20 protein-coding genes and 1 riboswitch are annotated in these 24,222 nt (G+C 74.9%); of the genes, 11 read left to right on the top strand and 9 right to left on the bottom strand.

Annotated elements, in window-relative coordinates; genetic code table 11:
* Positions 1–21: 21 nt before the first annotated feature.
* Genes ABT295_RS13980 through ABT295_RS13970 form a run of 3 tightly spaced genes read right to left on the bottom strand, consistent with a single transcriptional unit; the run spans position 22 to position 3,202 of the window.
* Positions 22–1,551 carry a precorrin-2 C(20)-methyltransferase gene (locus tag ABT295_RS13980; protein ID WP_352395012.1) on the bottom strand — a complete coding sequence of 510 codons (1,530 nt, stop codon included), beginning with the start codon at positions 1,549–1,551 and terminating at the stop codon, positions 22–24.
* Entirely contained in the window at positions 1,548–2,222 is a 675-nt protein-coding gene (locus ABT295_RS13975; RefSeq protein WP_352395011.1) for a precorrin-8X methylmutase, read from the bottom strand. The genes ABT295_RS13980 and ABT295_RS13975 overlap by 4 nt, the downstream gene beginning before the upstream one ends.
* Positions 2,213–3,202: a 4Fe-4S domain-containing protein gene (locus ABT295_RS13970; protein ID WP_352395010.1), complete on the bottom strand. Its 990-nt coding sequence runs from the start codon at positions 3,200–3,202 to the stop codon at positions 2,213–2,215. The genes ABT295_RS13975 and ABT295_RS13970 overlap by 10 nt, the downstream gene beginning before the upstream one ends.
* A gap of 247 nt (positions 3,203–3,449) precedes the next feature.
* Positions 3,450–3,527: riboswitch (cobalamin riboswitch) on the top strand.
* Between the two features lie 59 nt (positions 3,528–3,586).
* Here ABT295_RS13970 and cobN point away from each other — a divergent pair.
* A complete protein-coding gene (gene cobN, locus ABT295_RS13965) occupies positions 3,587–7,240 on the top strand; it encodes a cobaltochelatase subunit CobN (protein ID WP_352395009.1) in 3,654 nt (1,217 codons plus the stop codon).
* Here the strand turns inward: cobN and ABT295_RS13960 are convergent, their stop codons facing one another.
* Positions 7,241–7,852, bottom strand: a complete 612-nt coding sequence (locus tag ABT295_RS13960) for a helix-turn-helix domain-containing protein (RefSeq protein ID WP_352395008.1) — start codon at positions 7,850–7,852, stop codon at positions 7,241–7,243.
* A gap of 61 nt (positions 7,853–7,913) precedes the next feature.
* Between ABT295_RS13960 and ABT295_RS13955 the strand changes: the two genes are divergently transcribed.
* Positions 7,914–8,492, top strand: a complete 579-nt coding sequence (locus tag ABT295_RS13955; RefSeq protein ID WP_352395007.1) for a dienelactone hydrolase family protein — start codon at positions 7,914–7,916, stop codon at positions 8,490–8,492.
* A gap of 45 nt (positions 8,493–8,537) precedes the next feature.
* On the opposite strand, the gene cobF is transcribed toward ABT295_RS13955, so the two are convergent.
* The 3 genes from cobF to ABT295_RS13940 all read right to left on the bottom strand — a co-directional run bounded on the left by cobF (position 8,538) and on the right by ABT295_RS13940 (position 12,266).
* Positions 8,538–9,914 carry a precorrin-6A synthase (deacetylating) gene (gene cobF / locus ABT295_RS13950; protein WP_352395006.1) on the bottom strand — a complete coding sequence of 459 codons (1,377 nt, stop codon included), beginning with the start codon at positions 9,912–9,914 and terminating at the stop codon, positions 8,538–8,540.
* The gene (locus ABT295_RS13945) at positions 9,911–11,422 is read right to left on the bottom strand and encodes a cobyric acid synthase (RefSeq protein ID WP_352395005.1); all 1,512 of its coding nucleotides are present in this window, start codon (positions 11,420–11,422) and stop codon (positions 9,911–9,913) included. Before ABT295_RS13945 ends, cobF begins: the two co-directional genes overlap by 4 nt.
* A gap of 112 nt (positions 11,423–11,534) precedes the next feature.
* Positions 11,535–12,266: a PadR family transcriptional regulator gene (locus ABT295_RS13940; protein ID WP_352395004.1), complete on the bottom strand. Its 732-nt coding sequence runs from the start codon at positions 12,264–12,266 to the stop codon at positions 11,535–11,537.
* Positions 12,267–12,557: 291 nt separating this feature from the next.
* Here ABT295_RS13940 and ABT295_RS13935 point away from each other — a divergent pair, with 291 nt between their 5' ends.
* Genes ABT295_RS13935 through ABT295_RS13920 form a run of 4 tightly spaced genes read left to right on the top strand, consistent with a single transcriptional unit; the run spans position 12,558 to position 16,302 of the window.
* Positions 12,558–13,091 carry an ATP-binding protein gene (locus tag ABT295_RS13935; RefSeq protein ID WP_352395003.1) on the top strand — a complete coding sequence of 178 codons (534 nt, stop codon included), beginning with the start codon at positions 12,558–12,560 and terminating at the stop codon, positions 13,089–13,091.
* 11 nt (positions 13,092–13,102) lie between these two features.
* Positions 13,103–14,641, top strand: coding sequence for an LLM class flavin-dependent oxidoreductase (locus tag ABT295_RS13930; protein WP_352395002.1), 1,539 nt, complete (start codon positions 13,103–13,105; stop codon positions 14,639–14,641).
* 28 nt (positions 14,642–14,669) lie between these two features.
* On the top strand, positions 14,670–15,557 hold the full coding sequence (locus ABT295_RS13925) for a DUF5926 family protein (protein WP_352395001.1): 888 nt from the start codon (positions 14,670–14,672) through the stop codon (positions 15,555–15,557).
* Between the two features lie 13 nt (positions 15,558–15,570).
* Entirely contained in the window at positions 15,571–16,302 is a 732-nt protein-coding gene (locus tag ABT295_RS13920) for a glycosyltransferase family 2 protein (protein WP_352395000.1), read from the top strand.
* A 108-nt stretch (positions 16,303–16,410) separates the two neighbouring features.
* On the opposite strand, the gene ABT295_RS13915 is transcribed toward ABT295_RS13920, so the two are convergent.
* Positions 16,411–18,603, bottom strand: coding sequence for a hypothetical protein (locus tag ABT295_RS13915; protein ID WP_352394999.1), 2,193 nt, complete (start codon positions 18,601–18,603; stop codon positions 16,411–16,413).
* Between the two features lie 96 nt (positions 18,604–18,699).
* Here ABT295_RS13915 and ABT295_RS13910 point away from each other — a divergent pair, with 96 nt between their 5' ends.
* Entirely contained in the window at positions 18,700–19,239 is a 540-nt protein-coding gene (locus tag ABT295_RS13910) for a DUF4446 family protein (RefSeq protein ID WP_352394998.1), read from the top strand.
* Positions 19,236–20,183 (top strand): prephenate dehydratase, encoded by a 948-nt coding sequence (pheA, locus tag ABT295_RS13905; RefSeq protein WP_352394997.1) that lies wholly within the window; start codon positions 19,236–19,238, stop codon positions 20,181–20,183. The genes ABT295_RS13910 and pheA overlap by 4 nt, the downstream gene beginning before the upstream one ends.
* Positions 20,184–20,225: 42 nt before the next feature.
* Here pheA and ABT295_RS13900 read toward each other — a convergent pair whose 3' ends face one another.
* Complete coding sequence (locus ABT295_RS13900) at positions 20,226–21,077, bottom strand: peptidoglycan-binding domain-containing protein (RefSeq protein ID WP_352394996.1); 852 nt, start codon at positions 21,075–21,077, stop codon at positions 20,226–20,228.
* Positions 21,078–21,516: 439 nt separating this feature from the next.
* Here ABT295_RS13900 and ABT295_RS13895 point away from each other — a divergent pair, with 439 nt between their 5' ends.
* From ABT295_RS13895 to ABT295_RS13885, 3 genes are read left to right on the top strand one after another with little or no spacing between them, the layout of a single operon-like run.
* Positions 21,517–23,043 carry a S8 family serine peptidase gene (locus ABT295_RS13895; RefSeq protein ID WP_352394995.1) on the top strand — a complete coding sequence of 509 codons (1,527 nt, stop codon included), beginning with the start codon at positions 21,517–21,519 and terminating at the stop codon, positions 23,041–23,043.
* Entirely contained in the window at positions 23,040–23,621 is a 582-nt protein-coding gene (locus tag ABT295_RS13890; RefSeq protein WP_352394994.1) for an RNA polymerase sigma factor, read from the top strand. The genes ABT295_RS13895 and ABT295_RS13890 overlap by 4 nt, the downstream gene beginning before the upstream one ends.
* 1 nt (position 23,622) lies before the next feature.
* The gene (locus ABT295_RS13885) at positions 23,623–24,135 is read left to right on the top strand and encodes a hypothetical protein (RefSeq protein ID WP_352394993.1); all 513 of its coding nucleotides are present in this window, start codon (positions 23,623–23,625) and stop codon (positions 24,133–24,135) included.
* Positions 24,136–24,222 lie beyond the last annotated feature (87 nt).

Below are 24,222 nucleotides of genomic sequence, written 5' to 3'. Positions count from 1 at the left end.
CGGGGATGAGGCGCGGCCCGCTCAGCGGACGAACCTCGGCGTCCAGACCTGCCCGGCCTCCGTGACGCGGGTGCCGGAGGCGCAGACCACGACGAGGCACAGCATGTCGATCGTGGTGGGATCCAGCTCGCGCAGCGTCGTCACGAGCAGCGACTCCTCGGCCCGGCCGACGTCACGGCCCACGACGACGACGGTGTCGGCGTCGCGCTCCTCGAGGAACACCTCACGGGCCCGGGCGACCTGCTCGGTGCGGCTGCGCGAGGCGGGGTTGTAGAGCGCGACGACGAGGTCCGCGGCCGCTGCCGCGCGCAGCCGGCGCTCCACGACCTCCCACGGCTTGAGCCGGTCCGAGAGCGAGAGGATCGCGAAGTCGCCCCCGAGCGGTGCGCCGGCCCGGGCCGCGACGGCCTGGGCGGCGGTGACCCCCGGCAGCACGCGCACGGTCACGTCGCCGTAGCCGTGGATGTCCGCGGCCTCGAACACGGCGGAGGCCATGCCGAAGACGCCGGCGTCGCCACCGGACACGACGGCGACCCGCTCACCCGCGCGCGCCAGCTCGAGCGCGTGGCGGGCCCGGTCGACCTCGACGGTGTTGCCCGACGCGTGACGGGTCAGGCCCTCGCGCTGCGGCACGCGGTTGACGTAGGGCGCGTAGCCGACGACGTGGTCGACCTCGGCCAGGGCCTCGGACACCTCGGGCGTGAGCCAGCGGTCGGGACCCGGCCCGAGCCCGACGACGACCACCTCGCCGCGCGACATACCTGATGGGTCCGTATGCGGCACAGACGTTTCCGCAGCAGGCGACGTCAGCGCACGGCCGGCTGCGTCGGCTCGCAGGTCGTTGCCGGGGACGACGACCATCGACATGTAGGGCACGGTCGCCGCGTCGACGTCGGCGACGGGGAGCACACGCTCCGCGTCGGAGCTGGCGCGCTCGACGTAGCGCGCCTCGTCGAGGCGACCCGCCTGGCGCAGCGCCTCGCGCACGTTCTCGAAGGTGCGGCCGAGCTTCATGACGACCGCGGCCTCGGTGTCGGCGAGGCGCCGGGCGAGCTCGGGCACGGGCAGCGTGCCGGGCAGGATCGTCAGCACGTCCTCGTGCCGGCAGAGGCCGGTGGCGACGGCGGCGGCCGACCCGCTCACGGAGGTGACCCCGGGCACCACGGCGGTGTCGTAGCGGTGGGCGAGGCGGTCGTGGAGGTACATGAAGGTGCCGTAGAAGAGCGGATCGCCCTCGGCGAGCACGACGACGTCGCGACCCGCGTCGAGGTGGGCCGCGAGCCGCTCGGCCGACGCGTCGTAGAAGTCGGCCATGAGGCCGTGGTAGCCGAGCGGGTGGTCGGTCGACCCGGTCGTCACGGGGTAGGCGAGCAGCTCCTCGACGACGCCGTCGCGGACGTACCCGGCGGCGATGCGGCGGGCGATCGAGTCGCCCCGCGGCCCGCTGTGGAAGGCGACGACGTCGGCCGCACCGATGAGCCGGGCCGCCTTGACGGTGACGAGCTCGGGATCGCCGGGGCCGACGCCGACCCCGCGCAGCGTGCCGGTCACAGCTCCTCCTCGCGGGCCAGGGCGTTGACGGCCGAGGCGGCGAGGGCCGACCCGCCGCGGCGTCCGTGCACGACGAGCCACGGGATGTCGAAGGGGTTGCCGGCGAGCGCGACCTTCGACTCGGCCGACCCGATGAACCCGACGGGGATGCCGACGATCGCGGCCGGCCGGGGACCGCCGTCGGCGATCGACTCGAGCAGGTGGAAGAGCGCCGTCGGGGCGTTGCCGATGGCGACGACCGCGCCCTCGGTGCGATCTCCCCAGAGCGACACGGCGGCTGCGGATCGTGTGGTGCCCCAACGCCGCGCGAGCTCCGGCACACGCTCGTCGCGAAGCGTGCAGACGACATCGTTGTCGCGGGGGAGTCGCGCCCGGGTGATGCCGCTCGCGATCATGTGCGCGTCGGTGAGGATCGGCGCGCCGTTGCGGAGGGCGGTGCGGGCGGCGGTGACGAGGCGCGGGTGCACGGCGATCTGCTCCGTGAGGTCGACGTCGCCGCTCGCGTGCACCATGCGGACCGCGACGACGCGGGCGTCCTGGGGCAGGTGGTCGAGGCGCGCCTCCGCGCGGATCGTCGCGAACGACCGGCGGTAGATCTCCGCGCCGTCCGTCACGTACTCGTAGCGCCGTGTCGGCGGTCGTGCCGACTCGGTCGTCGTCCTCAGGTCCATGGTCCTTCCACCCTCCGAGATCCGTCCTTCGCCGACTGGGCGGCCAGCTGCTGCAGCGCGGCGTCGAGCGACGTGGGCTCGAGCACGTCGACGTATGCCGTCTCCGGCGTCCCACAGCGTCGCTCGCACCCGCTGACGTGCACGGGGAGGTGACTGTCGGGCAGCACCGGCGCCAGCTCGCGGGCCATGGCGCGCGTGTCGAGGGCCGAGCGCGCGCAGCCCGGCAGCCCGGTGCAGGCGTGCAGCCTCGCCCACGGTGAGTCTCGGCGCGTCACGAGCCCGGACGCCTCGAGGTCGGGCAGCGCTGAGGCCGCGCCCTCCATGACGAGGGAGCGCCACGGGGTGACCCGGACGCTCTCGACGTGACGGCCGAGGGCGGTCACGTGGTCGGGTCGCAGGAGGCCGAGCGGCACGGCCACGGCGGCATGGGCGCCGACCGCGCCGAGGGGGTGTGTCGGGTCGGGGAGGACCGGTATCCGTGCTGTGGCGCGCCCACCGATCGGGGCGTCGAGATCGTCGACGTGCCAGATGGATTCGTCACCGGCGGCGCGACCGACGAACTCCCGGGCCAGGCCCAGGATCGTGGGCACGACCTCGTCGAGCCGCACCTCCCAGCCGTGCTCCGACCGGCCGGCCCGGACGACCCCGCGACCCGGTCCTGTCGCGACGAACGAGAGGTCGGCGGGCGTGCCGATGACGTCGCCACGCCCGTCGTCGAGGACGAAGAGGAAGCGGCCCCCGAGGCGGCCCAGGTCGGGCTCGGCGCAGACGGCCGCGTCGAGCGCGTCCACGACGGGTCGCAGATCGGCGTGTCCGGCGTCGTCGAGCCCCGAGAGCGGCGACGCGACGACGTTGCGCACGAGCTCGTGGGTCGCCGACGGGACGAGGCCCGTGGCGCGGATCGCGTCCCGCGCCGGGGGCGTCAGGGGGTCGGGCAGGCCGCGCACCTGCAACGCGCCGCGCGAGGTCAGCTGGATCATCGGATCGCTCTGTCCTGCAACGACATCGAGCAGTCCTGTCAAGGACTGCACCGGCACCGGCCGGCCCGCGGGACGCAGCCGCACGATGGACCCGTCGACCGCCGCGAAGGGTCGGCTCACGCCCGGGCAGGCGTCGCCTGCCCGTCGCGCTCGGGTCGTCGGGGCGGTCACGCGGCACAGGATAGGCCCGGACCTCGCGTCGTCAAGGCGCCCGTCTCGGGCTATGGTGGGCCCAGCGTCGTCGACCCAGGAACCCGGTGAGAATCCGGGACGGTCCCGCCACTGTGAGCCGCCACCCCACCGGGTGGCGGTGAGTCAGGAACTGCCGACGGCGCTTCGTTTCCTTTCGACCGCGGGGCGTGGACACCCCGCCGAGGAGTTCCAGTGACGCGCATCGCGCTGCTCTCGACGTCTGACACCGACCTGCTCTGCGCCCGGGGCAGCGGTGCCGACTACCTGCTCGCCAACCCCTCTCGGCCCGGCCACACCTCGATGGCCGAGGCGATCGAGGCCGCCGACGTCGTCGTGGCGCGCATCCTCGGCGGCCCCCAGGACCTGTGCGAGGGGTTCCGACGCATCCGGGGCACCGGCAAGCCCTTCGTCGTGCTCGGCGGCGAGCAGACCCCGCACGCCGCCCTGATGGAGCTCTCGACCGTCGCCCCCGGCGTCGTCGCCGAGGCCCACCGCTACCTCGCCGAGGGCGGGGCGACGAACCTGCGTGAGCTGCACGCCTTCCTCGGCGACACGCTCCTCATGACCGGCGAGGGCTTCGCGCCGCCCGTCACGCTGCCGACGTGGGGCGTGCTCGAGCGGCCCGCGCCCGAGCCGACCGCCGACGGCGCCCCGCGTCCCCGCGTCGGGATCCTCTTCTACCGGGCCCAGTTCGCGGCCGAGAACACGGCCTACGTCCACGCCCTCGCCGACGCCGTCGACGCGGCCGGCGGGAGCGGCGCGCCGGTGCACGTGTCGTCGCTGCGCGACGCGCCGGCCGACCTGCTCGAGCACCTCACGACCTACGACGTGCTCGTCACGACCGTGCTGGCAGCGGGCGGGACCAGGCCGGGCACCGCGAGCGCCGGCGAGGACGACGAGGCCTGGGACGTGCAGGCCCTCGCCGCCCTCGACGTGCCGATCATCCAGGGGCTCTGCCTGACGTGGGGTCGCGACCAGTGGGAGGCGAGCGACGACGGCATGAGCCCGCTCGACGTCGCGACCCAGGTCGCGGTGCCGGAGTTCGACGGGCGCATCATCGGGAACGCGTTCTCGTTCAAGGAGACCGACGCCGACGGCCTGCCCCACTACGTCGCCGACACCGAGCGCTGCGCCCGCCTCGCGCGGCTCGCCGTCAACCACGCGCGCCTGCGCAGCACCCCACCGGCCGAGCGCCGCATCGCGATCGTCCTGTCGGCATACCCCTCGAAGCACTCCCGCATCGGCAACGCCGTCGGCCTCGACACCCCCGTCTCGATCGTCCGGCTGCTCCGCGCCATGCGCGACGCGGGCTACGACCTCGGCGACCCGGGTGACATCCCCGGCACCGGACCGCTCGAACCCGTCGACGGCGAGACCCCCGACACGACCGCGGGCAACGCCCTCATCCACGCCCTCATCGAGGCCGGTGGCCAGGACGAGGACTGGCTGACGCAGGAGCAGCTGACCGGCCAGCCGGTGCGCATCCCCGCCGCGCGCTACCGCGAGCACTTCGACACGCTCCCGGCGGCCCTGCGCGACGCCGTGACGACCCACTGGGGCGAGGCCCCCGGCGAGGTGTTCGTCGACCGCCACACCGACGCCGAGGGCGAGCTCGTCGCGGCGAGCCTCCGCGCCGGCAACGTCGTCGTGCTCGTGCAGCCGCCGCGCGGCTTCGGCGAGAACCCGATCGCGATCTACCACGACCCCGACCTGCCGCCGACGCACCACTACCTCGCCGTCTACGACTGGCTCGCACGGGACTTCGGCGCCCATGCCGTCGTCCACATGGGCAAGCACGGCAACCTCGAGTGGCTCCCGGGCAAGAACCTCGCGCTCTCCGCGGCCTGCGGGCCCGACGCGACGATCGGATCGGTCCCGCTCGTCTACCCCTTCCTCGTCAACGACCCCGGCGAGGGCAGCCAGGCCAAGCGCCGCGCCCACGCGACGATCGTCGACCACCTCGTGCCGCCGATGGCCCGCGCCGAGTCCTACGGCGACATCGCCCGGCTCGAGCAGCTCCTCGACGAGTACGGCAACGTCTCGGTCATGGACCCGGCCAAGGCGCCGGCCCTGCGTGCCGAGATCTGGACCCTCATCCAGGCCGCGCAGATGCACCACGACCTCGGCCTGACCGACCGCCCCGACGACGACGCCTTCGACGAGTTCGTCATGCACGTCGACGGCTGGCTCTGCGAGGTCAAGGACGTCCAGATCCGCGACGGCCTCCACATCCTTGGCGAGGCCCCCACGGGGGAGGGCCTCGTCAACCTCGTGCTCGCGATCCTGCGGGCCAATCAGGTCTTCGCCGGCGCCGTCGGCGCGGTGCCCGGTCTGCGGACGGCGCTCGGGCTGAGTGAGGGGCAGTCCGAGCGCACGTCCGTGGATGCCGTGGAGGAGCGGGCGGCGGCGCTCGTCGCCGCCGTCGCCGAGGCCGGCTGGGACGAGGCCGCCGTCCCGCGTGTCGTGCGCGAGCAGCTCGGGGCGGACCCGCACGCCGACACCGAGGGCGTATGCCGTTCGCTGGCCTTCGCGTGCCGCGAGGTCGTCCCGCGCCTGCGGGCCACGACGGGCGAGGTCGACGCGGTGCTGCACGCGCTCGACGGCGGCTATGTGCCGGCCGGGCCCTCGGGATCGCCGCTGCGCGGTCTCGTCAACGTGCTGCCGACCGGCCGCAACTTCTACTCCGTCGACCCCAAGGCGATCCCGAGCCGGCTCGCCTGGGAGACGGGCCAGCGGCTCGCCGACGACCTGCTCGCCCGGCACCGCGCCGACACCGGCGAGTGGCCGCGCTCGGTCGGCCTCTCGGTCTGGGGCACGTCGGCCATGCGGACCTCCGGCGACGACATCGCCGAGGTGCTCGCCCTCCTCGGCGTGCGCCCCCGGTGGGACGAGATGTCGCGCCGCGTCGTCGGGCTCGACGTCGTGCCGCTCGACGAGCTCGGCCACCCGCGCATCGACGTCACGGTCCGCATCTCCGGCTTCTTCCGCGACGCCTTCCCGCACGTCATCGCCATGCTCGACGACGCCGTGCGGCTCGTCGCCGACCTCGACGAGGGCCCCGAGGAGAACTACCTCCGCGCGCACGTCGCCGGAGACCTCGCCGACCACGGCGACGCCCGACGCGCGACGACCCGCATCTTCGGCAGCAAGCCCGGCTCCTACGGCGCGGGCATCCTCCCGCTCATCGAGTCGGGCAGCTGGCGTTCGGACGAGGACCTCGCGGAGGTCTACGCCACGTGGGGCGGCTTCGCCTACGGGCGCGAGCTGGACGGCATACCTGCTCGGGCCGACATGGAGCGCACCTACGCGCGGATGGACGTCGCCGCCAAGAACATCGACACGCGCGAGCACGACATCGCCGACAGCGACGACTACTTCCAGTACCACGGCGGCATGGTCGCGACGGTGCGCGCGCTGACGGGTCGCGAGCCCAGGGCCTACGTCGGCGACTCGACGACGCCGGACGCGGTGCGCACCCGGACGCTGACGGAGGAGACCGCCCGCGTCTTCCGTGCCCGCGTCGTCAACCCCCGGTGGATCGCGGCGATGCGGCGGCACGGCTACAAGGGGGCGTTCGAGCTCGCCGCGACCGTCGACTACCTCTTCGGGTTCGACGCCACCGCAGGCGTCGTTCCCGACTGGATGTACGAGCAGCTCGCGCAGACGTACGTGCTCGACAAGGAGAACCGCGACTTCCTCCAGCACGCGAACCCGTGGGCGCTGCACGGCATGGTCGAGCGGCTGCACGAGGCCGTCGACCGCGGGCTCTGGGCCGAGCCCGACCCGCAGCTGCTCGCCGACCTCCAGCAGGTCTACCTCGACGTCGAGGGCGACCTCGAGGACTGATCAGCCCTCGGCGTCGGTCCCGACGTCATCGGCGTCGGTGTCGCGCGGCTCGGGGAGCACCGGCTGGTCGGTGGGGTAGAGGCCGACGGCGAGGCCGTAGACGGTGTCGCCGGAGCGGGGCAGGGCGGTGAACTCGCGCACGAGCCCCTCGACGCGGCGCCAGAACTCCGACGCGCTCTCCCTCGGGATGCGCGCGTGCCGGAGCGTCGACCAGAGCGTGTCGTCCTCGTGCGCGGGCACCGACTCCGCGGCGCCGACGGACAGGCCGTTGACGCAGACGGGCACCGTCGGGTCGCCGGGGTGGCGGGCGATCGCGATGGTGATGGTGCGTCCGGTGCGGCCGTAGTAGCGCTCGTCGATGGCGCGCACGCGCCGGGTGCGCACGACCTGCAGCATGCCGGCGTCGACGAGCACGCCGACGTGGTGCGCGACGGTGCTCTTCGGCCGCCCGACGGCGGCGGCGAGCTCGGCCACGGTGGCCGCGCGCTCGAGCACGAGGTCGAGCAACGACGAACGGAGCGGGTCGGCGATGGCGCGCAGCTGGGCAGGCGTCGTCAGCTCCACCGTGTCGGGGAGCTCGTAGTCCGGGAGCCGCGGGGTATTGATCGACATTGTTGGATCAGTCTAGATTGTTGGATCAGCAGCAGGGACACTCTCGAGCACAGGAGCAAGCATGGCCGACGTCCTCCTCCTCCACCACGCCCAGGGCCAGACCCCGGGGTTCCTCGCCTTCGCCGACGCCCTGCGCGCGGCCGGCCACACCGTGCACACCCCCGACCTCTACGGCGGCGAGAGCTTCGCGACCCTCGACGAAGGGATGGCCAAGGCCCGGTCGATCGGCTTCGCCGCCCTGCAGGAGCAGGGGGTCGCCGCGGCCGAGGGCCTGCCCGACGCGACGGTGTATGCCGGGTTCTCCCTCGGCGTGATGGCCGCCCAGCGCCTCGCGCAGACCCGCCCCGGCGCCGCCGGGGCCGTGCTGCTCGACTCCGCGATCCCCCTGGGCGAGTTCGCCGCCGACTGGCCGGCCGGCGTCCCACTCCAGGTGCACGGCGGTGAGGCCGACGAGTTCTTCATGGACGAGGGTGACGTCGACGCCGCGCGCGAGATCGTGGCGGCCGCCGGGGACGGCGGCGAGCTCTTCACGTATGCCGGCTGCGGCCACCTCTTCGCCGACGCCAGCTCGCAGGCCTTCGACGCCGCGGCCGCCGCCCTCGTGCAGCAGCGGGTGCTCGACCTCCTCGCGCGCGTCTAGCCCGAGCGGAGCCCGCGTGCGCGGGCCTGCTGCGCAGCGGGTGGCTCAGCGCGGGGAGTCCGGCGCGAGACCGTCGCGGGTCATGGCGTAGTAGATCTCGTCGGAGCGCGTGCCGTCGGGGTTGGGCAGCCGCTGTCGCAGGCGCCCCTCGGCCGTGAACCCGGCGCGGGCGGCGGCCCTGCCCGAGGCGACGTTGTCGGCCTTGTGGCCGAGCTCGAGCCGGTCGACGCCGGCCTCCTCGAAGGCCCACCGGGCGACCAGGCGCAGCGCGCGCGTCGTGAAGCCGCGCCCGCGGAACTGCGGCAGCACACCGTAGCCGACGAGGCCGAGCCCGGGCGGCCCCATCCGCATGACGCCGATGACCCCGGCACCCTCCCCGGTCGCGGTGTCGACCATGACGAAGCGCGCCGCGCGGCCGAGGCGCCACTCCCGGGGCGCTCGCGCGGCCCGCAGGCGAGCCTCGTCGTCGGTGAGCGGACGGCCGACGAAGTCCCAGCGCAGCGACTCCTCGTTGTTGTGCTCGTCGCGCAGCACGGTCCAGTCGGCAGCGACGAGTGGCCGCACCGTCACGACACCGTCGGTGAGCGGCCCGATCGCGGGGAAGCCGCCGGGCGCCGGGTCGGCCGACGCGCCACCGGGTGGCCGCAGCAGGTAGGTGTCCATGACCCAGCCGTGCCGCTCCCGGGCCTCGGCCCGCACCCGTCGCACCTCTCCGACGACGTCGGCGAGGCGCCCCCGGACCAGCAGCTCGTCGGGCGTGCCGAGGTAGGCGCCCCAGAAGAGCTCGAGGTCGGGGAACGCGTCGGCGAGGTCGGCGCAGGCGAGGCGTCCGTCGAGCATGACGACGACGTCGCCGAGCGCCGGGTCGTACTCGTCGACGAGGCGACGGCCGGTCGTGACGTGGATCGGTGCGCCGATGCGGTTGAGCGGGATGCGGTGCCGGGCAGCCAGCAGCTGCGGTGCGCTGATGCCCGCGATCACGTCGTGCTCGACCGCGAGTCCCCTTGTCGCCCAGTGCTCCACGAGGGCGTCGACGATCCGGATCGTCGAGTCGTAGAACGCCGGGTCGCCCCACACGAGGAAGCCGACCGTCGTCTCGTCGGGCGGCAGGGCCTCGATGACGTCCGCGTAGGCCGCCACCCGGGCGGCGTGCCAGTCACGCACCCCGCGGCCGTATGCCGTGTCGTCGCGTTCGGCGTCCGGGCCCCGTCGGGGGTCGGCCACCTCGACGAACCGGTAGGCGTGGTCGGCCGGGATGAGCGCGTCGCAGACGGCCTGACGGGCCGCGACGAGGTCAGCGGTGGCCTCGCCCTTGTCGGCGACGAGGAAGACGTCGACGGTGGAGAGCGCGCGGGCGGCCTCGCCCGTGACGTGCGTCGGGTCGCCCATCCCGATGCCGATGACACGGATGGTTCGGATCATGACGGGTCTCCCATCCGGGTCAGCGCGAGGAGCGCGTCGAGGTCGACGTGCTGCTCGAGCGCGTCGGCCAGCGTGTCGAGCATCTGCTCGCGGCGCTCCGCGAAGCCGGCGGCGCCGTCCCGGGGCTGCCACTCCGACCCGGCTGCTGCAGCGACCTCGGCGAGCCAGGCGCGGCGGAAGCCGTCGCTCTCGAGGGCGCCGTGCCACATCGTGCCCCAGACCGCGCCGACCTGCCACCCGTCGAGGAACGGTTGTGCCGCAACGGGATCCGCCGCACTCGAGACGTGACTCGCGATGCCGTGGTGGATCTCGTAGGCGGTGTCGACAACGTGACCCGCCCAGGCGCCCTCGGGACGGGCGAGCACCTTGGCCTCGCCGAACTCGACCCGCACGGGCAGGTGGCCGAGACCCTGCACGCGGCCGACCCGACCCTCGACGTCGTCGTCGATCTCGTGCCCGAGCATCTGGTAGCCGCCGCAGACGCCGAGCACCGGGCGACCTGCCGCGACGCGGGCGGCAACGACGTCGGCGAGGCCCCGCTCGCGCAGCCACTCGAGATCGCCTGCGGTGGAACGGGATCCGGGCAGCACGAGCAGATCGGCCGACTCGGCGACGGCGGGGTCGACGGTGACGAGCAGGTCGACCCCGGGCTCGGCCGCCAGGGCGTCGACGTCCGTGGCGTTCGAGATGCGCGGCAGCCGGACGACGGCGACCTTGAGCCGGTCGCGCGAGGTGGCCGAGAGGGCGGTCGAGGCGCGCCAGTGCCCCACCTCGAGCGTGTCCTCGCTGTCGAGCCACACGTCGAGCAGCCAGGGGATGACGCCGTGGAACGGCACCCCGGTGCGTTCGGTGATCGTATCGAGGCCCGGCTCGAGGACCGCCACGTCACCGCGGAACTTGTTGATGACGAAGGACTTCAGCAGCGCGCGGTCCTCCTCGTCGAGCAGCGCCCAGGTGCCGTAGAGGGCGGCGAGGATGCCGCCCCGGTCGATGTCGCCCACGACGACGACCGGGAGTCCGAACTCGCGGGCCAGGCCCATGTTGACGTAGTCGCCCGCGCGCAGGTTGACCTCGGCGGGCGACCCGGCGCCCTCGCAGACGACGAGGTCGTAGGACTCGTCGAGCTCGCGGTAGGCCGCGAAGGCCGCGTCGCGCAGGTGGCCGCGCCCGGCGGCATACTGCCCCGCCTCGAGCGTGCCGGCGGGCTCGCCGCGCACGACGATGAACGACCGCCGGTCGGTGCCCGGCTTGAGCAGCACCGGGTTCATCGCGGTCGTCGGCTCGACGCGGGCGGCGACCGCCTGCAGCCACTGGGCACGCCCGATCTCGCCGCCGTCGAGGCAGACCATGGAGTTGTTCGACATGTTCTGGGCCTTGAACGGCGCGACGCGCAGGCCCCGGCGCACGAACGCGCGGCACAGGCCCGCCACGACGACCGACTTGCCGGCGTCGGACGACGTGCCCGCGACGAGGAGGCCCGATGGTCCGCAGCGGCCGGTCTGGTTCACCACCTCATCCTGCCCGATGCGCGGGCGACGTCGCCGGGGCGGTCCTCCGCTGCTGTGACGCACCCCGAGCGCGACTGACGCGCTCGGGGTCCGTCGGATCCGCTCGGCTGGTCTACTCGGGGTCGCCGTCGGCGAGCAGGCGGTAGAGCTTGCGCCGGGTCTCGGTCAGCACCTCCGCCGCCTCGGCCCGCTGCTGCGAGGTGCCGGTCGTGACGATCTGCCACATGCCGCCCATGACCTGGCCGACGAGCGGCATGAGGTCGTCGCCGCGGGAGGTCCGCGGCGCCTCCTCCCCGTCGCTCGCCTCCTCGAACGGGCGCCAGGTGGCCGCCATCTCCTCCGCGTTCTCCTCGACGTACGCGCGCCCGGCGTCGGTGAGGCGCAGCAGTCGCCGGCCCTCGACGTCGCGGCCCTCGACGAGCCCTTCGTCCTCGAGCTGCTGCACGGTCGGGTAGACCGAGCCGGGGCTCGGCTTCCAGGCCCCGCCTGTGCGCTCGGAGATCTGCTGGATGAGCTGGTAGCCGTTCATCTCGTCGCCCGCGAGGACGTCGAGGATGGCCGACCGCACGTCGCCGCGGCGCGCGCGGGGCCCGCGGCGCGGGCCGAACTCCGGGCCGAGGCCCGGACCGCCGAAGTGGCGCACGAGGTCCGCCACCCACGGCGGCGGGCCGGGGCGACCACGGCCGCCGCGCCCGTGCGGCCCACCGGGCCGCCCACCGGGACCGCCGCCCGGACCGCCCGGCCAGGCGCCGAACCCGGGGCCCTCGCCCCGGCCCGGACCCCAGCCGCCGCCCCAGCCGCCGTCCCAGCCCGACTCCCGTCTGGTGCTGTGGTGTGTGTGCATCGTGGTCTCCTTTCCGAGACGACTCGAACAGTCGCGATATGTTGACGATATATCGCGAGCAGTCGTCCGGCAAGACGTCCCCGTGCAGGAGGCGGACGGGTGGGTACGTGTGGGGGGCACGGGTCGGGCGCCGCCGGTCGACCCCGTCTCTACGGTTCGGGCTAGAGCGTCGTAGAGGCGGTCAGACCGGCGGGTCGTGACCGGATCGCGACGCGGGCGTCGTTGAGGTGGCGCCCAGGTTTGGCTAGCGTGCCCCGAACGGGGGACGACGGCCCATGAGGAGGCCTAGGCATGGCGAGCAGTCAGGGGAGCGGGTCCGAGGTCGGTGCCGCGCGCCGCGCGGCGGCGACGACGTCGGGGGCCGCCACGCGAACCCCGCGCGGCGACACCACGGGCGTCCCGCCCACGCCACCGGCGGGGGAGAAGCGCACCGTCCGCATCCAGTGGGCACCCGCGGCCGCGCCACGGATCCGCAAGGCGCTCGTCGAGGACCTGCTGGCGCGTGAGCTGCCGGCCGAGGTGGTCGACGAGGCCGAGATCGTCGTGAGCGAGCTCGTGGCCAACGCCATCCGGCACGCCAAGCCCCTCGCGGACGGCGCCATCCGCATCCACTGGAAGGTCAAGAACAACGTCGTCGAGGTCGAGGTCTCCGACGGGGGCGGCCCGACCGTGCCGCGTCCCGCACCCCCGACCACGTGGGCCCCGGGCGGTCGCGGCCTGCGCATCGTCCGGTCGCTCGCGCACGAGTGGGGCGTCATCGAGGAGTCGCACGGCAGGACGGTCTGGGCCTCGCTCGGCGGGCCCTCACGCCGCCGCTCGCACTGACCCCGAGCGCCGTGGTCCCCGAGGCGCCGACCCCCGAGCCGGTGCTCCCCGACCCCGTGCTCCCCGACCCCGTGCTCCCCGACCTCGTGCTCCCCGACCCGGTGCTCATCGTCCTCGTCGGGGCGTCCGGCTCGGGCAAGTCGACGTGGGCCGCATCGCGGTTCCGCGCCGCCGAGGTCGTCTCGTCCGACACCCTGCGAGGGCTGGTCGGCAGCGGGCCGCACGACCTCGACGCCTCCCCGGACGCCTTCACGCTGCTCGAGCACATCGTGCAGGCGCGGCTCGCACGCACCCTGACGACCGTCGTCGACACGCTCGGCACCGACCCGACGCGCCGCCGGCGCTGGCTCGACCTCGCCCGCGGCGCAGGCCTCCCCGCCGTCGTCGTCGTGCTCGACACCCCTGCGGCCGTGTGCCGCTCGCGCAACGCCGCGCGCGAGCGGGCCGTCCCCGCGCGTGTGCTCACGAGCCAGCTGGCGTCCGTCACCGGCACCGTCCCGGCCCTCGCCGACGAGGGCTGGGACCACGTGCACCACGTCCGGCCCGACGCCGACGCCGATGCCGCGCCACCCGCTCCTGCCCGGGCCGGCACGACCCCGCGGGCCGAGGGCCCGGACCTGCAGGGGTTGCGCGGCGTCGTGCTCCAGCTCTCCCGCTTCCCGGCCGACGGCGCGCTGCTCCCGTGGGTCACACAGATGGCCCTGGCCGCGGAGGCGGCCGGCCTCGCCGGTCTCGCACTCATGGACCACCTCGTGCAGATCCCGCAGGTCGGTCGGGCGTGGGACCCGATCCCCGAGCCGTGGGTGACGTTGGGGTCGCTCGCCGCCGTGACCACCCGGCTGCAGCTCGGCACGCTCGTCACGCCGATCACCTTCCGCGCCCCGGGCGTCACCGCCAAGGCCGCCGCCACCCTCTCGGCCCTCTCGGGCGGCCGCTCCTTCGTCGGGCTCGGAGCGGGCTGGTGGGACCGCGAGCACGCGGCATACGGCCTCGCGTTCCCGGGCGCGCGCGAGCGGCTCGACGCGCTCGAGGCCGGCATCGAGACGATGCGGGCGCTCTGGGCCCCCGGCACGAAGCCGTATGCCGGACGCCTCGTCTCGCTGCCCGAGACGACCTGCTACCCCCGGCCGGTCGGCTCGATGCCGGTGCTCGTCGGTGGCTCGGGGGAGCGCACGCTGCGGATCGCCGCGACGCTCGGCGACGGGTGCAACGTGCCCTCCGACGAGGCCGGCCTCGCGCGGCTCGACCGCTACCTCGAGCTCGTGCGGGAGCACGGTCGCGACCCCGGCGAGGTGCACGCGACGGTGCTCGACCTGCCGGTGGTCGGGCGCGACCGCGACGACGCGTGGGCGCGCGTGGAGCGGCACCGCGGACGCACGCCCACCGCTGCCTTCGCCGCCCGGCACCACGCCGGCACGCCGGCCGAGCACCGCGAGCGCCTCGCGCGCCTGGCCGGGCGCGGCGTCACGACGGCCTTCGTGGCGCCCGTGGGGCTCGCGACCCCCGAGGACGTGCTGGCCCTCGCGCCGCTCGCGACCGCGTTCGGCTGACCCGCCGCCCGGCACTAGGGTGGCGCGCATGGGTAAGGCATCACGTCGTCCGCGCAGCGAGCGCGCTGACCGTTCCGCACGTCCGCTCCCGGCCCCGTTCGTGGCCCGGCCCTTCGAGGGCCTGCCGAACGAGACCGACTGGGTCGCGATGCGCGAGATCGTGCCGGCCGCCACCGCGACGGTGCGCCTTGCCGCCGACCGCGCCCCCGAGGGTGCCCCCGCCGAGGTGACGATCGCGACGGTGCTGCCCCTCGCCTGGCCGGGTCTGCACCGTGAGACCGGCGAGGTGCTCGTCGGCATCCAGTCCGGCAACGCGAGCGGCGACACGAGCCGCGACATCGCCTCCGCCATCGCCCTCGCCGCCGCGGCCGAGCCCGGCTCGCCCGTCACGGCCCTCCCGGTCGCCACCGCGGACAGCCCGCGCCTGCAGGACCTGCTCGACCCCGACGCGCCCTTCGAGGTGAAGCTGCACGAGGGCTTCGACTTCTGGGTCGCCGACGCCGACCTCGACGCCGAGGGCAAGGAGTCGCTCGACCGGGCGAACGAGTCGGCCATCCCGACCGTGAAGCTCGACGCCGCTCCGTCGGTGTTCTGGTGCCGCATCGGCGAGCGCACCTACGTGCGCTGGGTGCTGCCCTTCGACGAGGACGCGGCCACGAACGCGCTCGCCCGCCTGCACGCGGCCGGCGAGAGCCACCTCGGCGGCGACGGCCGGCTGCTCGGCTGCTTCCGCTCGAGCGGCCTGCTCATCCCCGTCTGGGAGGTCGACCCGCAGGCCGACGCCGCCGACTTCGAGGAGGCGGTCGCGGCGATGCGGACGAGGATCGATGCGGCGGCCGCCACGACCGAGCCGCTCACCGCGGCCGAGCGGGGCGCCCGGGCCGGGCTCACGAACCGCCAGGTCACCCTGCGCTGACCCCCCGCCCACGATGACGACGCCCACGCCCGCCGTTGCCGTCGTCATCCCTGCCAAGGACGAGGCGGCCCGGATCGCCGCGACGATCCGCGGCGTCCGCACGATCCCCGGCGTGGCGACCGTCGTCGTCGTCGACGACGGGTCGAGCGACGGCACCGCGACGGTCGCGGCGCGTGAGGGCGCGGAGGTCGTGCGGCTTGCGCGCAACCACGGCAAGGCCGACGCCATGATGAGCGGCCTCGGTCGGGTCACCGGCCTCCAGCGCGTCGGGCGGCTCGCCCGCGACGCGGCGGTGCTCTTCGCCGACGCCGACCTCGAGTCGTCGGCGGGCGCCGTCGGGGCGCTCGTCGGCCCCGTGCACCGCGGCGAGGCCGATCTCACCATCGCGATCCTGCCCACGCAGCGCGGCAGCGCCGGCGGTCACGGCCTCGTCGTCGGGCTCGCCCGCACCGGCATCGAGGAGCTCACCGGCTGGACGCCGACGCAGCCGCTGTCGGGCATGCGGTGCCTCTCGCCGGCGGCCGTCGAGGCCGCCACCCCGTTCGCCCGCGGGTGGGGCGTCGAGGTCGGCATGACGGTCGACGTGCTCGGCGCCGGCCTGACGATCCTCGAGGTGCCCTGCGACCTGCACCACCGGGTGACCGGCAGCGACTGGCGCTCGCAGGTGCACCGGGCCGCGCAGTACCGCGACGTGGCGCTCGCGCTCGGCGTGCGCCGCCTCCGTCGCCGCCTCGGCCCCGGCTGACCCACCCCACCCCCCCGCAACACACCGAGAAAGACGCAACCCACCGGCATCCGATCCGGGTGGGTTGCATCTTCCTCGGTGTGTTGCGGGGGAGGAGCCGGGGGGGACTCAGAGGTGGTGGCGGTCGCGGCGGCGGCGCACCGGCGCGCGGCGGGCCTCGATGGCGAGGAAGTGCATGACCGCCGAGGTCACGAGCGGCACGGTGAAGAGCGCGGCGACGGGCGGGATGGCGGCGCCCGAGTCGTTCGTCAGGAAGCCGAGCACGGCCATCAGGATGACGGCGAGCAGGCCACGGTGCAGCAGCGGCGCCTCCTCGAGCAGGCGGCGCAGCGGCTCGGTGCCGAGCCGGCCCGGTCGCGCGACGACGATGCCGACGACGACCATGAGGCCGACGACGACGACGAGCAGCACAGGCAGGTGGACGGCGAGCACGACGTTGGCCCAGAGCTTGCGTGAGACGACGTCCCACGCCCCGCCGTCGATGACCGTCTGGAGGAAGCGCCCGGGGTGCGAGCGCTCGGCCTCGGGGCGGCGCCAGTCGAGGTAGCAGACGAGCCCGACGACGAGCCCGGCCGCGAGGGCGATGATCCCGACGTTGCGCACCGAGGTGCGCCACCCCATGACGCCCATGAGCAGGAAGCCGAGCGCAGGCACGAGGGCGATGGGCCCACCGAAGTCGGCGCCCCACGCGGGCAGGACGTCGACGGCGAGCGCCGCGCCGCCCACGACGACGACCGCGGCGACGGCGAGCCGCGGGGCGTCGCGGCGCACCAGGGCGTGCGCGAGGGCGGCGCAGAGCAGCAGCACGGCGGCGGCATACACCGCGAAGGCGACGTTGCCCATGCCGTAGAAGCGGCCGCCCACGAGCGGCTGGAGGCCGAAGATCGAGGAGATCTGCAGCGCCGAACCGGTGACGACGTCGACGCCGATGACGCCCGCGGTGACGGCCGACATGGCCGCGAGCGGGCCGAGCGCCGACGTGTTCCACGGGCCCTGGAGGCAGACCACCGTCAGCACGGCGCTAAGGACGAGGACGAGGGCGAGCAGCAGCAGGACGAGCACCGGCGTCGTCGTCGAGGCCCGCCACCACGGCACGAGGTTCGCGAGGAACGTCGCGGCGGGCATGGCCGCCGAGCCCATCCCGACGAGCCGGACGAGGCGCAGCACCCGGGCGCGCGTCATCCGGTGGTCCCACGGCCGCGCGCGCCGCAGCACGAGCCAGAGGCCGCCCATGACGAGCAGGGTGGCGCCGAGCCAGACGACGAGGAAGGGCGCGACGATGCGGTGCATCGCGTCGGCGAGCGTGTCGACGTCGGTGAGCGACGTCAGCTTGGCGGCGGCCGTCGACTCGCTGTTGTTGGCCGCCGGCACGACGCTGAGGGCGCGCCCGCCGATGGCCGCGACGGGGGCGACGCCACCGCGCTGGAGGATCGTGGCGGTGACGTCGGAGAGCTGGGCGACGCCGACGAGGCGCGTCGAGGCCGACGCGAGCAGGCCCGGCGCGTAGTGCGGCCCGGTCGCGGCGAGCAGCCGCAGCCGCTCCTGGCGGTCGCGGTCGGCGAGGCCGACGACGAGCAGGTCGGCGCCGTTGGGCATCGCGTCGAGCACGATGTCGAGGCGGCGCTCGATGCCGGCGACCCGCTCCCGGTGGCGCACCGGGTCGGGGTCGGTCGTCTCGATGCCGCCGACGTCGACGATGCTGACCGGGCACTGGGCGAGGTCGGAGGTCAGGGTCGTCGCCTGGAACGGCGCGTACCGGGCGACCCTGCCGTCGGACGTCGCGGCCGCGAGGGCGCCGCCGGGGCCGACGGCCTGCAGGCAGCTCGGGCCCGCGGCGAAGCTGTCGCCGAGCAGTCCCAGGCGGGCCCGGAACTCGGCCTCGCGCGAGGCGGTCGCGAGGGCGTCGTGGCCGTCGACGGTGAAGCCCGACGTGGCGTCGCCGAGCACGGAGGGCAGGGGAGCGCACTCCGGCCGCGCCTCGCTCGACTCGGGCCCGGCGGCCTCACCGGCGGAGACCGTGGCCCAGCCGTCCGTGGGGCACGTCGTGAGCCGCAGGCCCTTGACCGACACCGACGCGGCCGCGCCGTCGCGGAGCAGGCCCCAGAGCGTGGGGGTGTCCTTCGCCGACACGTCGTCCCACGAGAGGCCGCCGAGGCCGACGACGACGAGCGACTCACCCGGCTGCGGCTCGGCGGTCGGCGGCACCGGGACGGTCGTGCGGTTGGCGTAGGCGAGCGTGAGTCCGGCCACGAGCGCGACGAGCAGGACGACGAGCGTCTTGACGGGGTGGTGGCGGATCACGCATGAAGCGTACAAACCGGGTCTGTCCGTGGGGTTGCCGGCCACGGGGTGGAACCGGGCGGTGGTGACCCCCTCCCGAGGCTAGGGTGGGCGACCGTGGACGACTCGACGCTGACGACCGTGGCCATCGCCGCCGTCGTCGTCGCGCTGCTTGCCCTCGCGGTGGCGGTCGGTGCGCAGCTGCGCCTGGCCCGGGTGCGCCGTGACTTCGCCGTCCTCGGCGACGACGGCGTCACCGACATCGCGCGGGTCGCAGCCACGCAGAACCACCGGATCGACCGGCTCGGCGCCGAGCTCGCGCGGCTGCGCGCGAGCCTCGAGAGCACCGAGGAGGACGTGCGCCAGAGCCTGCGCAACGTCGCCGTCGTGCGGTACGACGCCTTCGGCGACATGGGTGGCCGGCTGTCCTTCTCCGCGGCCGTCGTCGACGACCTCGGCGACGGCATCGTGCTCAGCTCGATCCACGCCCGCGGGGAGTCGCGCACCTACGCCAAGGGCGTCGTGGGCGGCCGCTCGAGCATCACGCTGACCCCCGAGGAGCAGCAGGCGCTCGTCTCGGCCACGAAGGGCGAGAGCGGCACAGCCCGGGCGGACCGCGGGGGCGCCTCGCCCGAGCGGGCGAAGGACGCGTCGTGACCCCGCCCCGCAGCCCCGACGAGCTGCAGCGCTTCGGCTACCTCGGCCCGCGCGGCACGTTCACCCAGATGGCCCTCGACGCGTGGGACGGGGCGAAGGGTGGTAGGCACCTGCCCTACGGGTCGGTCGACGCGGCGCTCGCGGCGCTGCGGGCCGGCGAGATCGACGCGGCCATGGTGCCCATCGAGAACTCCGTCGAGGGCGGTGTGTCCGCGACGCTCGACTCCCTCGCGACCGGCGACCCGCTCGTCGTGCTCGGCGAGGTGCTCGTGCCGATCACCTTCGTGCTCTGCGCCCGCCCCGGGGTCGCCCTCGAGCAGGTGCGCAGCGTCGGCACCCACTCGCACGCGTGGGCGCAGGTGCGCGGCTGGATGGGCGAGCACCTGCCGGATGCCGTCTACGTGCCGACGCTCTCGACCGCCGCGAGCGCGGCCGCGCTCGGGGCGCCCGGTGACGTCATGTTCGACGCCGGGGTCTGCGCGCCGGTCGCCGCGCGCAACGAGGGGCTCGACGTGCTCGCCGAGGGGATCGGCGACAACGCCTCCGCGGTGACGCGCTTCGTCCTCGTCTCGCGGCCGGGCACGCTGCCCGAGCCCACCGGTGCCGACAAGACCACGGTCGTGCTCTTCCAGAAGGACGACCACGCCGGTGGCCTGCTCGAGCTGCTCGAGCAGTTCGCCGTGCGCGGGGTCAACCTGACCCGGCTCGAGTCCCGCCCCACCGGTGAGGCCATGGGGTCCTACTGCTTCTCGATCGACGTCGAGGGCCACGTGCTCGACGCGCGGGTCGGCGAGACCCTGATGGGCCTGCGCCGCGTGTGCGCCGAGGTGCGCTTCCTCGGCTCCTACCCGCGCGCCGACAGGGCCCGCCCGACGGTGCGACCGGGCACGGCCGACGCGGACTTCGACACCGCCCGGGCCTGGCTCGAGCAGCTGCGCGCCTGAGACGGCGCCGGCCGCGCCGGGCGGTCGGCACCACCTGGCCGGTCAGCCGATCGTCGCGCCCATCTTGAGCAGGAAGAGCGTCTCCTCGCCGACGACGCCGTCGGCCCCGATGCGGTTGGCGTCCTGCAGCCGCTCCACGGCGCGCTTCGTGGCCGCTCCGAAGACCCCGTCGACGGTGACGGTCGCCCCGGCGGCGCGCAGCGCGCGCTGCAGGGTGGTCACGTCCGCGCCCGTGGCTCCCTGCTCCAGGGTCGCGGTGCCGAGCGACCGCGAGATGAGCAGCACCCACGTGCCGGAGTCGATGCGTCCGGGCTTGGGCGCCGGGCCCTCGTAGGTCGCCTCGACCCGCTTGACGGCCGCCCGCGTCCGGTCACCGTAGACGCCGTCGACGGCGACCGGCCCGTAGTCCGCGTCGTTGAGGAAGCACTGGAGCGCCCGCACGGCCGGTCCGTTCGCCCCCGGCGCGAGGACGGGGTATGCCGTCAGCGTCCGCTCGCACGAACCGGCCACCGAGCCGGGGTCCGCCGGCGCCGTGGTCGCGGTGGTCGCCGACGGCGTGGGGGGCGTGGGGGCCGGGGTGGGCGCCACGGTGGCCGGGGTGCTCGGCGGGGGCGTGGTCGCGCTGGGCGTGGGGCGGGTCGGGGTCAGCGGGTCGGCCGACTCCGTCGGCACGGGCCGGGGGTCGTTCGGGGCCGTGGTCTCCGGGCCGACCGCAGACGCGGTCACGGACGGCGTCGCACCGGCCGGCGTGCTCGGGGTCGAGCTGCTGCAGGCGCCGAGGGCCAGGGCGGCCGCCAGCGCGAGCGCGACGCCCGTGCGGGCGTGCCCCGTCCCCGTGCTCCGGGCGCCGTCCGTCGTGCGTGCGCGTGCTGTCCGTCGTGCCGGCCGTGCCATGGAGCTCCCCGTCGTCGTGTCGCCCGCCCCCCGTGGGCGTTTCGAGAAGTATGCGACCCCGTGACCGGGTGAGGCGAGCGCGACGCGGCGTGCCGGCATACCGGCTCGGCAACGATCGCGACGAGGCGCCGGTGGGCGGGGACGGGGGCGCCGGTGCCTCCCGCACCGACGCCCCACGCACCGGCGGCGGCCCCCCGCCACCTACCGGTCTCCCTGCACGGTCCTCGGGCCGGCTGCCCCTCCACAGCCCCCTGGTGCAGCCCGACGACCACGTCCCCCTGCGAGAGAGAGTCGCGAGCGGGCAGCCTGATACATCCCGGATCGAGCTGTTTCGGGTGGGTCGATGTATCAGGAAAACGAGTACGCGCACTCAGTCCGGTGACAGGGTCTTTTCACACGGGGCGAACCGCCCCGGAGAGCCCGCACAGGAGGAACGTCGATGTCAGAGTCGGGTCCCGACACCCCCGGTCGCCCCGAGCGGCCGCCGGTCCGCGCGCTCGACCCCGCCACGGCGCTGCGGTTGACCGACGGCGCGGCGCCGCTGCCCGCGCTCTACCTCTCCGACCGGCTGCTGCTGCGGACGGTCCGGGGGCGGCCGCGCGGTCTCGGCGACCTCCGCGAGGCGCTCGGCCGGCTGGAGCTCGACTTCGACGTCACGCCGCGGGCCGACGGCAGCCCGCGCGACCCCGAGGCCCCCTCGTGGGGCACGAGCATCACGCTGCGGTCCACGCGCTCGCCCATCGACCCCGTCGACGCCTGGAGCGTGCTGCAGCGGCTGCGCGAGTCGCGCGACCCGGTCGCGGAGGCGCTCAGCCTCGAGCACGTGCTCCGCCCGGCCGACGGCTACTGGGGCGGCGTGGGCGGCTACTGGGGCGGGGTCGGCGGCTACTGGGGTGGCGTGGGTGGCTACTGGGGTGGCGTCGGCGGCTCGGCGCTGCAGGAGTACGCCGTGCCCGGCCGCGGCGGACGGATGCCGGTCGCGCTCGCGCTGCCCGACCCCGCGCTGCGTGCGCGACCGCTCGACCGCTTCCCCGTCGTCGTCGTGCCCGACACGGCCGTCGCCGACCACCCGTGGTTCGGGCCCACCTCGCGGGTGGTGCGGATGGAGCTGCGCGAGGGTGAGCTCGTGCCGCTGCTCACGGCGGGCGGTTCGGGCTCGACGGGCTCGGCGGGGTCGGGCGCGAGCCCGGCGCCGAGCGAGCCGGTGGGCCTGCTGCAGGGGCACGCGACGTTCATCGCCGGGCTCGTGCGGCAGGTCTGCCCCGAGGCGACCATCCTGTCGATCCGGGTCATGGGCGACGACGGCGTCGTCGACGAGAGCTACCTGCTCGACGTGCTGCAGGCGCTGCTCGACCGGCACGTGCACGGCCAGGAGCACGACCCCTCCGAGGTCGTCGACGTGCTCAACCTCTCGCTCGGCTACTACGCCGAGGACCGCACCTACACCTCCGGCCCGGTCGCCGACCTGCTCGACCGCTTCGCCGAGCGCGGGGTGCTCGTCGCGGCCGGCGTCGGCAACGACGGCACGAGCGCGCCGTTCGTGCCCGCGGCGCTCGCGGCCGAGCCGCCCCGGCGGGTCACCGCAAGGTCGGTGCCGCCGCTGGCGAGCGTCGGGGCCACCAACCCCGACGGCACGAGCGTCGCCCTCTTCTCCAACACCCTCCCGCTCGTCAGCGCCGTGCGAGCCGGCGCGTCCGTCGTCAGCACCCTGCCGCTGACGAACGGCATGGGCCAGCCGTCGTCGCAGGTCACCACCGACGGCGCCGTGCGGTGCACCGTCGACCCCGACGACTACACCGGCGGCTTCGGGGTGTGGAGCGGCACGTCGTTCTCCACCCCCGTCTTCGCCGCGGAGCTCGCCGCGACGCTCGTCGACGAGGGCGACCTCACCGACGTCTCGGCCCCCGCCATGCGCAAGCGGGCGATCCGGGCCCTGCGCACCTGCATCGGAAGGACGAAGCCATGACACCGACCCCGACGGCCTCCGACGGCCTGGGCACCCTCGCCGGCCGCGCCTTCGCGGCCTACCGGGAGGGCGAGCGCGAGCGACTCTCCGAGCTCGTCGACCTCGTGACCCCCGTGCTGTGGAACGCGGCCCGCTCGCAGGGCGGCTCGCCCGCCTCGTGCGAGGACGCCATCCAGACGGCGTTCCTGCAGCTCGTCGACCGCGCCGACTCGATCCACGAGCCGGCCGCGGTGCTCGGCTGGCTCGTCGTCGTCGTCAAGCGCGAGGTGTGGCGCATCGGCCGCGGCGCGCGCCGCGAGATCGGCGTCGAGGAGGTGCCGGAGGCGCCGGCCCAGCAGCTCGGCCCCGAGGCCCAGGCGGTCCTCACCGAGCGCCAGCGCGTGCTGTGGAAGCACGTGTCGACGCTGTCGCCGCGGTGCCAGGAGCTGCTCCGCGTCATCGCGTTCGCCGACCGGCCCGACTACGCCGCGATCGCGCAGGCGCTCGGCATGCCGGTCGGCAGCATCGGCCCGACCCGCGGCCGGTGCCTCCAGAAGCTGAGGACGACCCTCGGCTCCGACCCCGGATGGGCGGCCTGACATGTCTTCTCACACCGACGCCCTCGACGACCGCGACCTCGCCAACCTCGCGCACGTGCGGGACCTCTTCGCGCACGCCGACCCGGTGCCCGGCGAGCTCGCCGAGCGGGTGAAGTTCGAGATCACGGTGCGGGCGCTGCACGCCGAGGTCGCCGAGCTGATGGACTCCGCCCTGCTCACGACGCGCGGTGCGGAGGCCGAGGCCGGGGTCGGGCAGGGGGTGGAGCCGACGCCGACCGACTCGGTGACCTTCACGGCCGCCTCGGTCAGCCTCATGGTCTCGGCCGGTCCCAGCGAGGCCGCGGACGGCGACCTCGTGCGGGTCGACGGCTGGGTGACCACCCCGGGTGCGCAGATCGAGGCGGTGACCTCCGGCGGGAGCTCTGTCGTGATTTCGGATGCGCACGGCCGGTTCGTTCTGGATGATCTACCCCATGGGCCGGTGCACTTCGTCGTGACCGACCCCGACGACAAGGACGTGCGTCCGGTCATCACCCCGACGATCCAGATCTGAGACCCGGGCCCGGGTTCGTGCGGGAGCGGGTGGCCGGCGCCTGAGGGAAGGCCGGCGGGACCATCGATCTGCTCGAGAGCGCCCGCA

This window comes from Terrabacter sp. NPDC000476 (assembly GCF_040300125.1).
Classification (GTDB): domain Bacteria; phylum Actinomycetota; class Actinomycetes; order Actinomycetales; family Dermatophilaceae; genus Terrabacter.
This window is presented reverse-complemented; position numbering and strand designations above follow the sequence as displayed.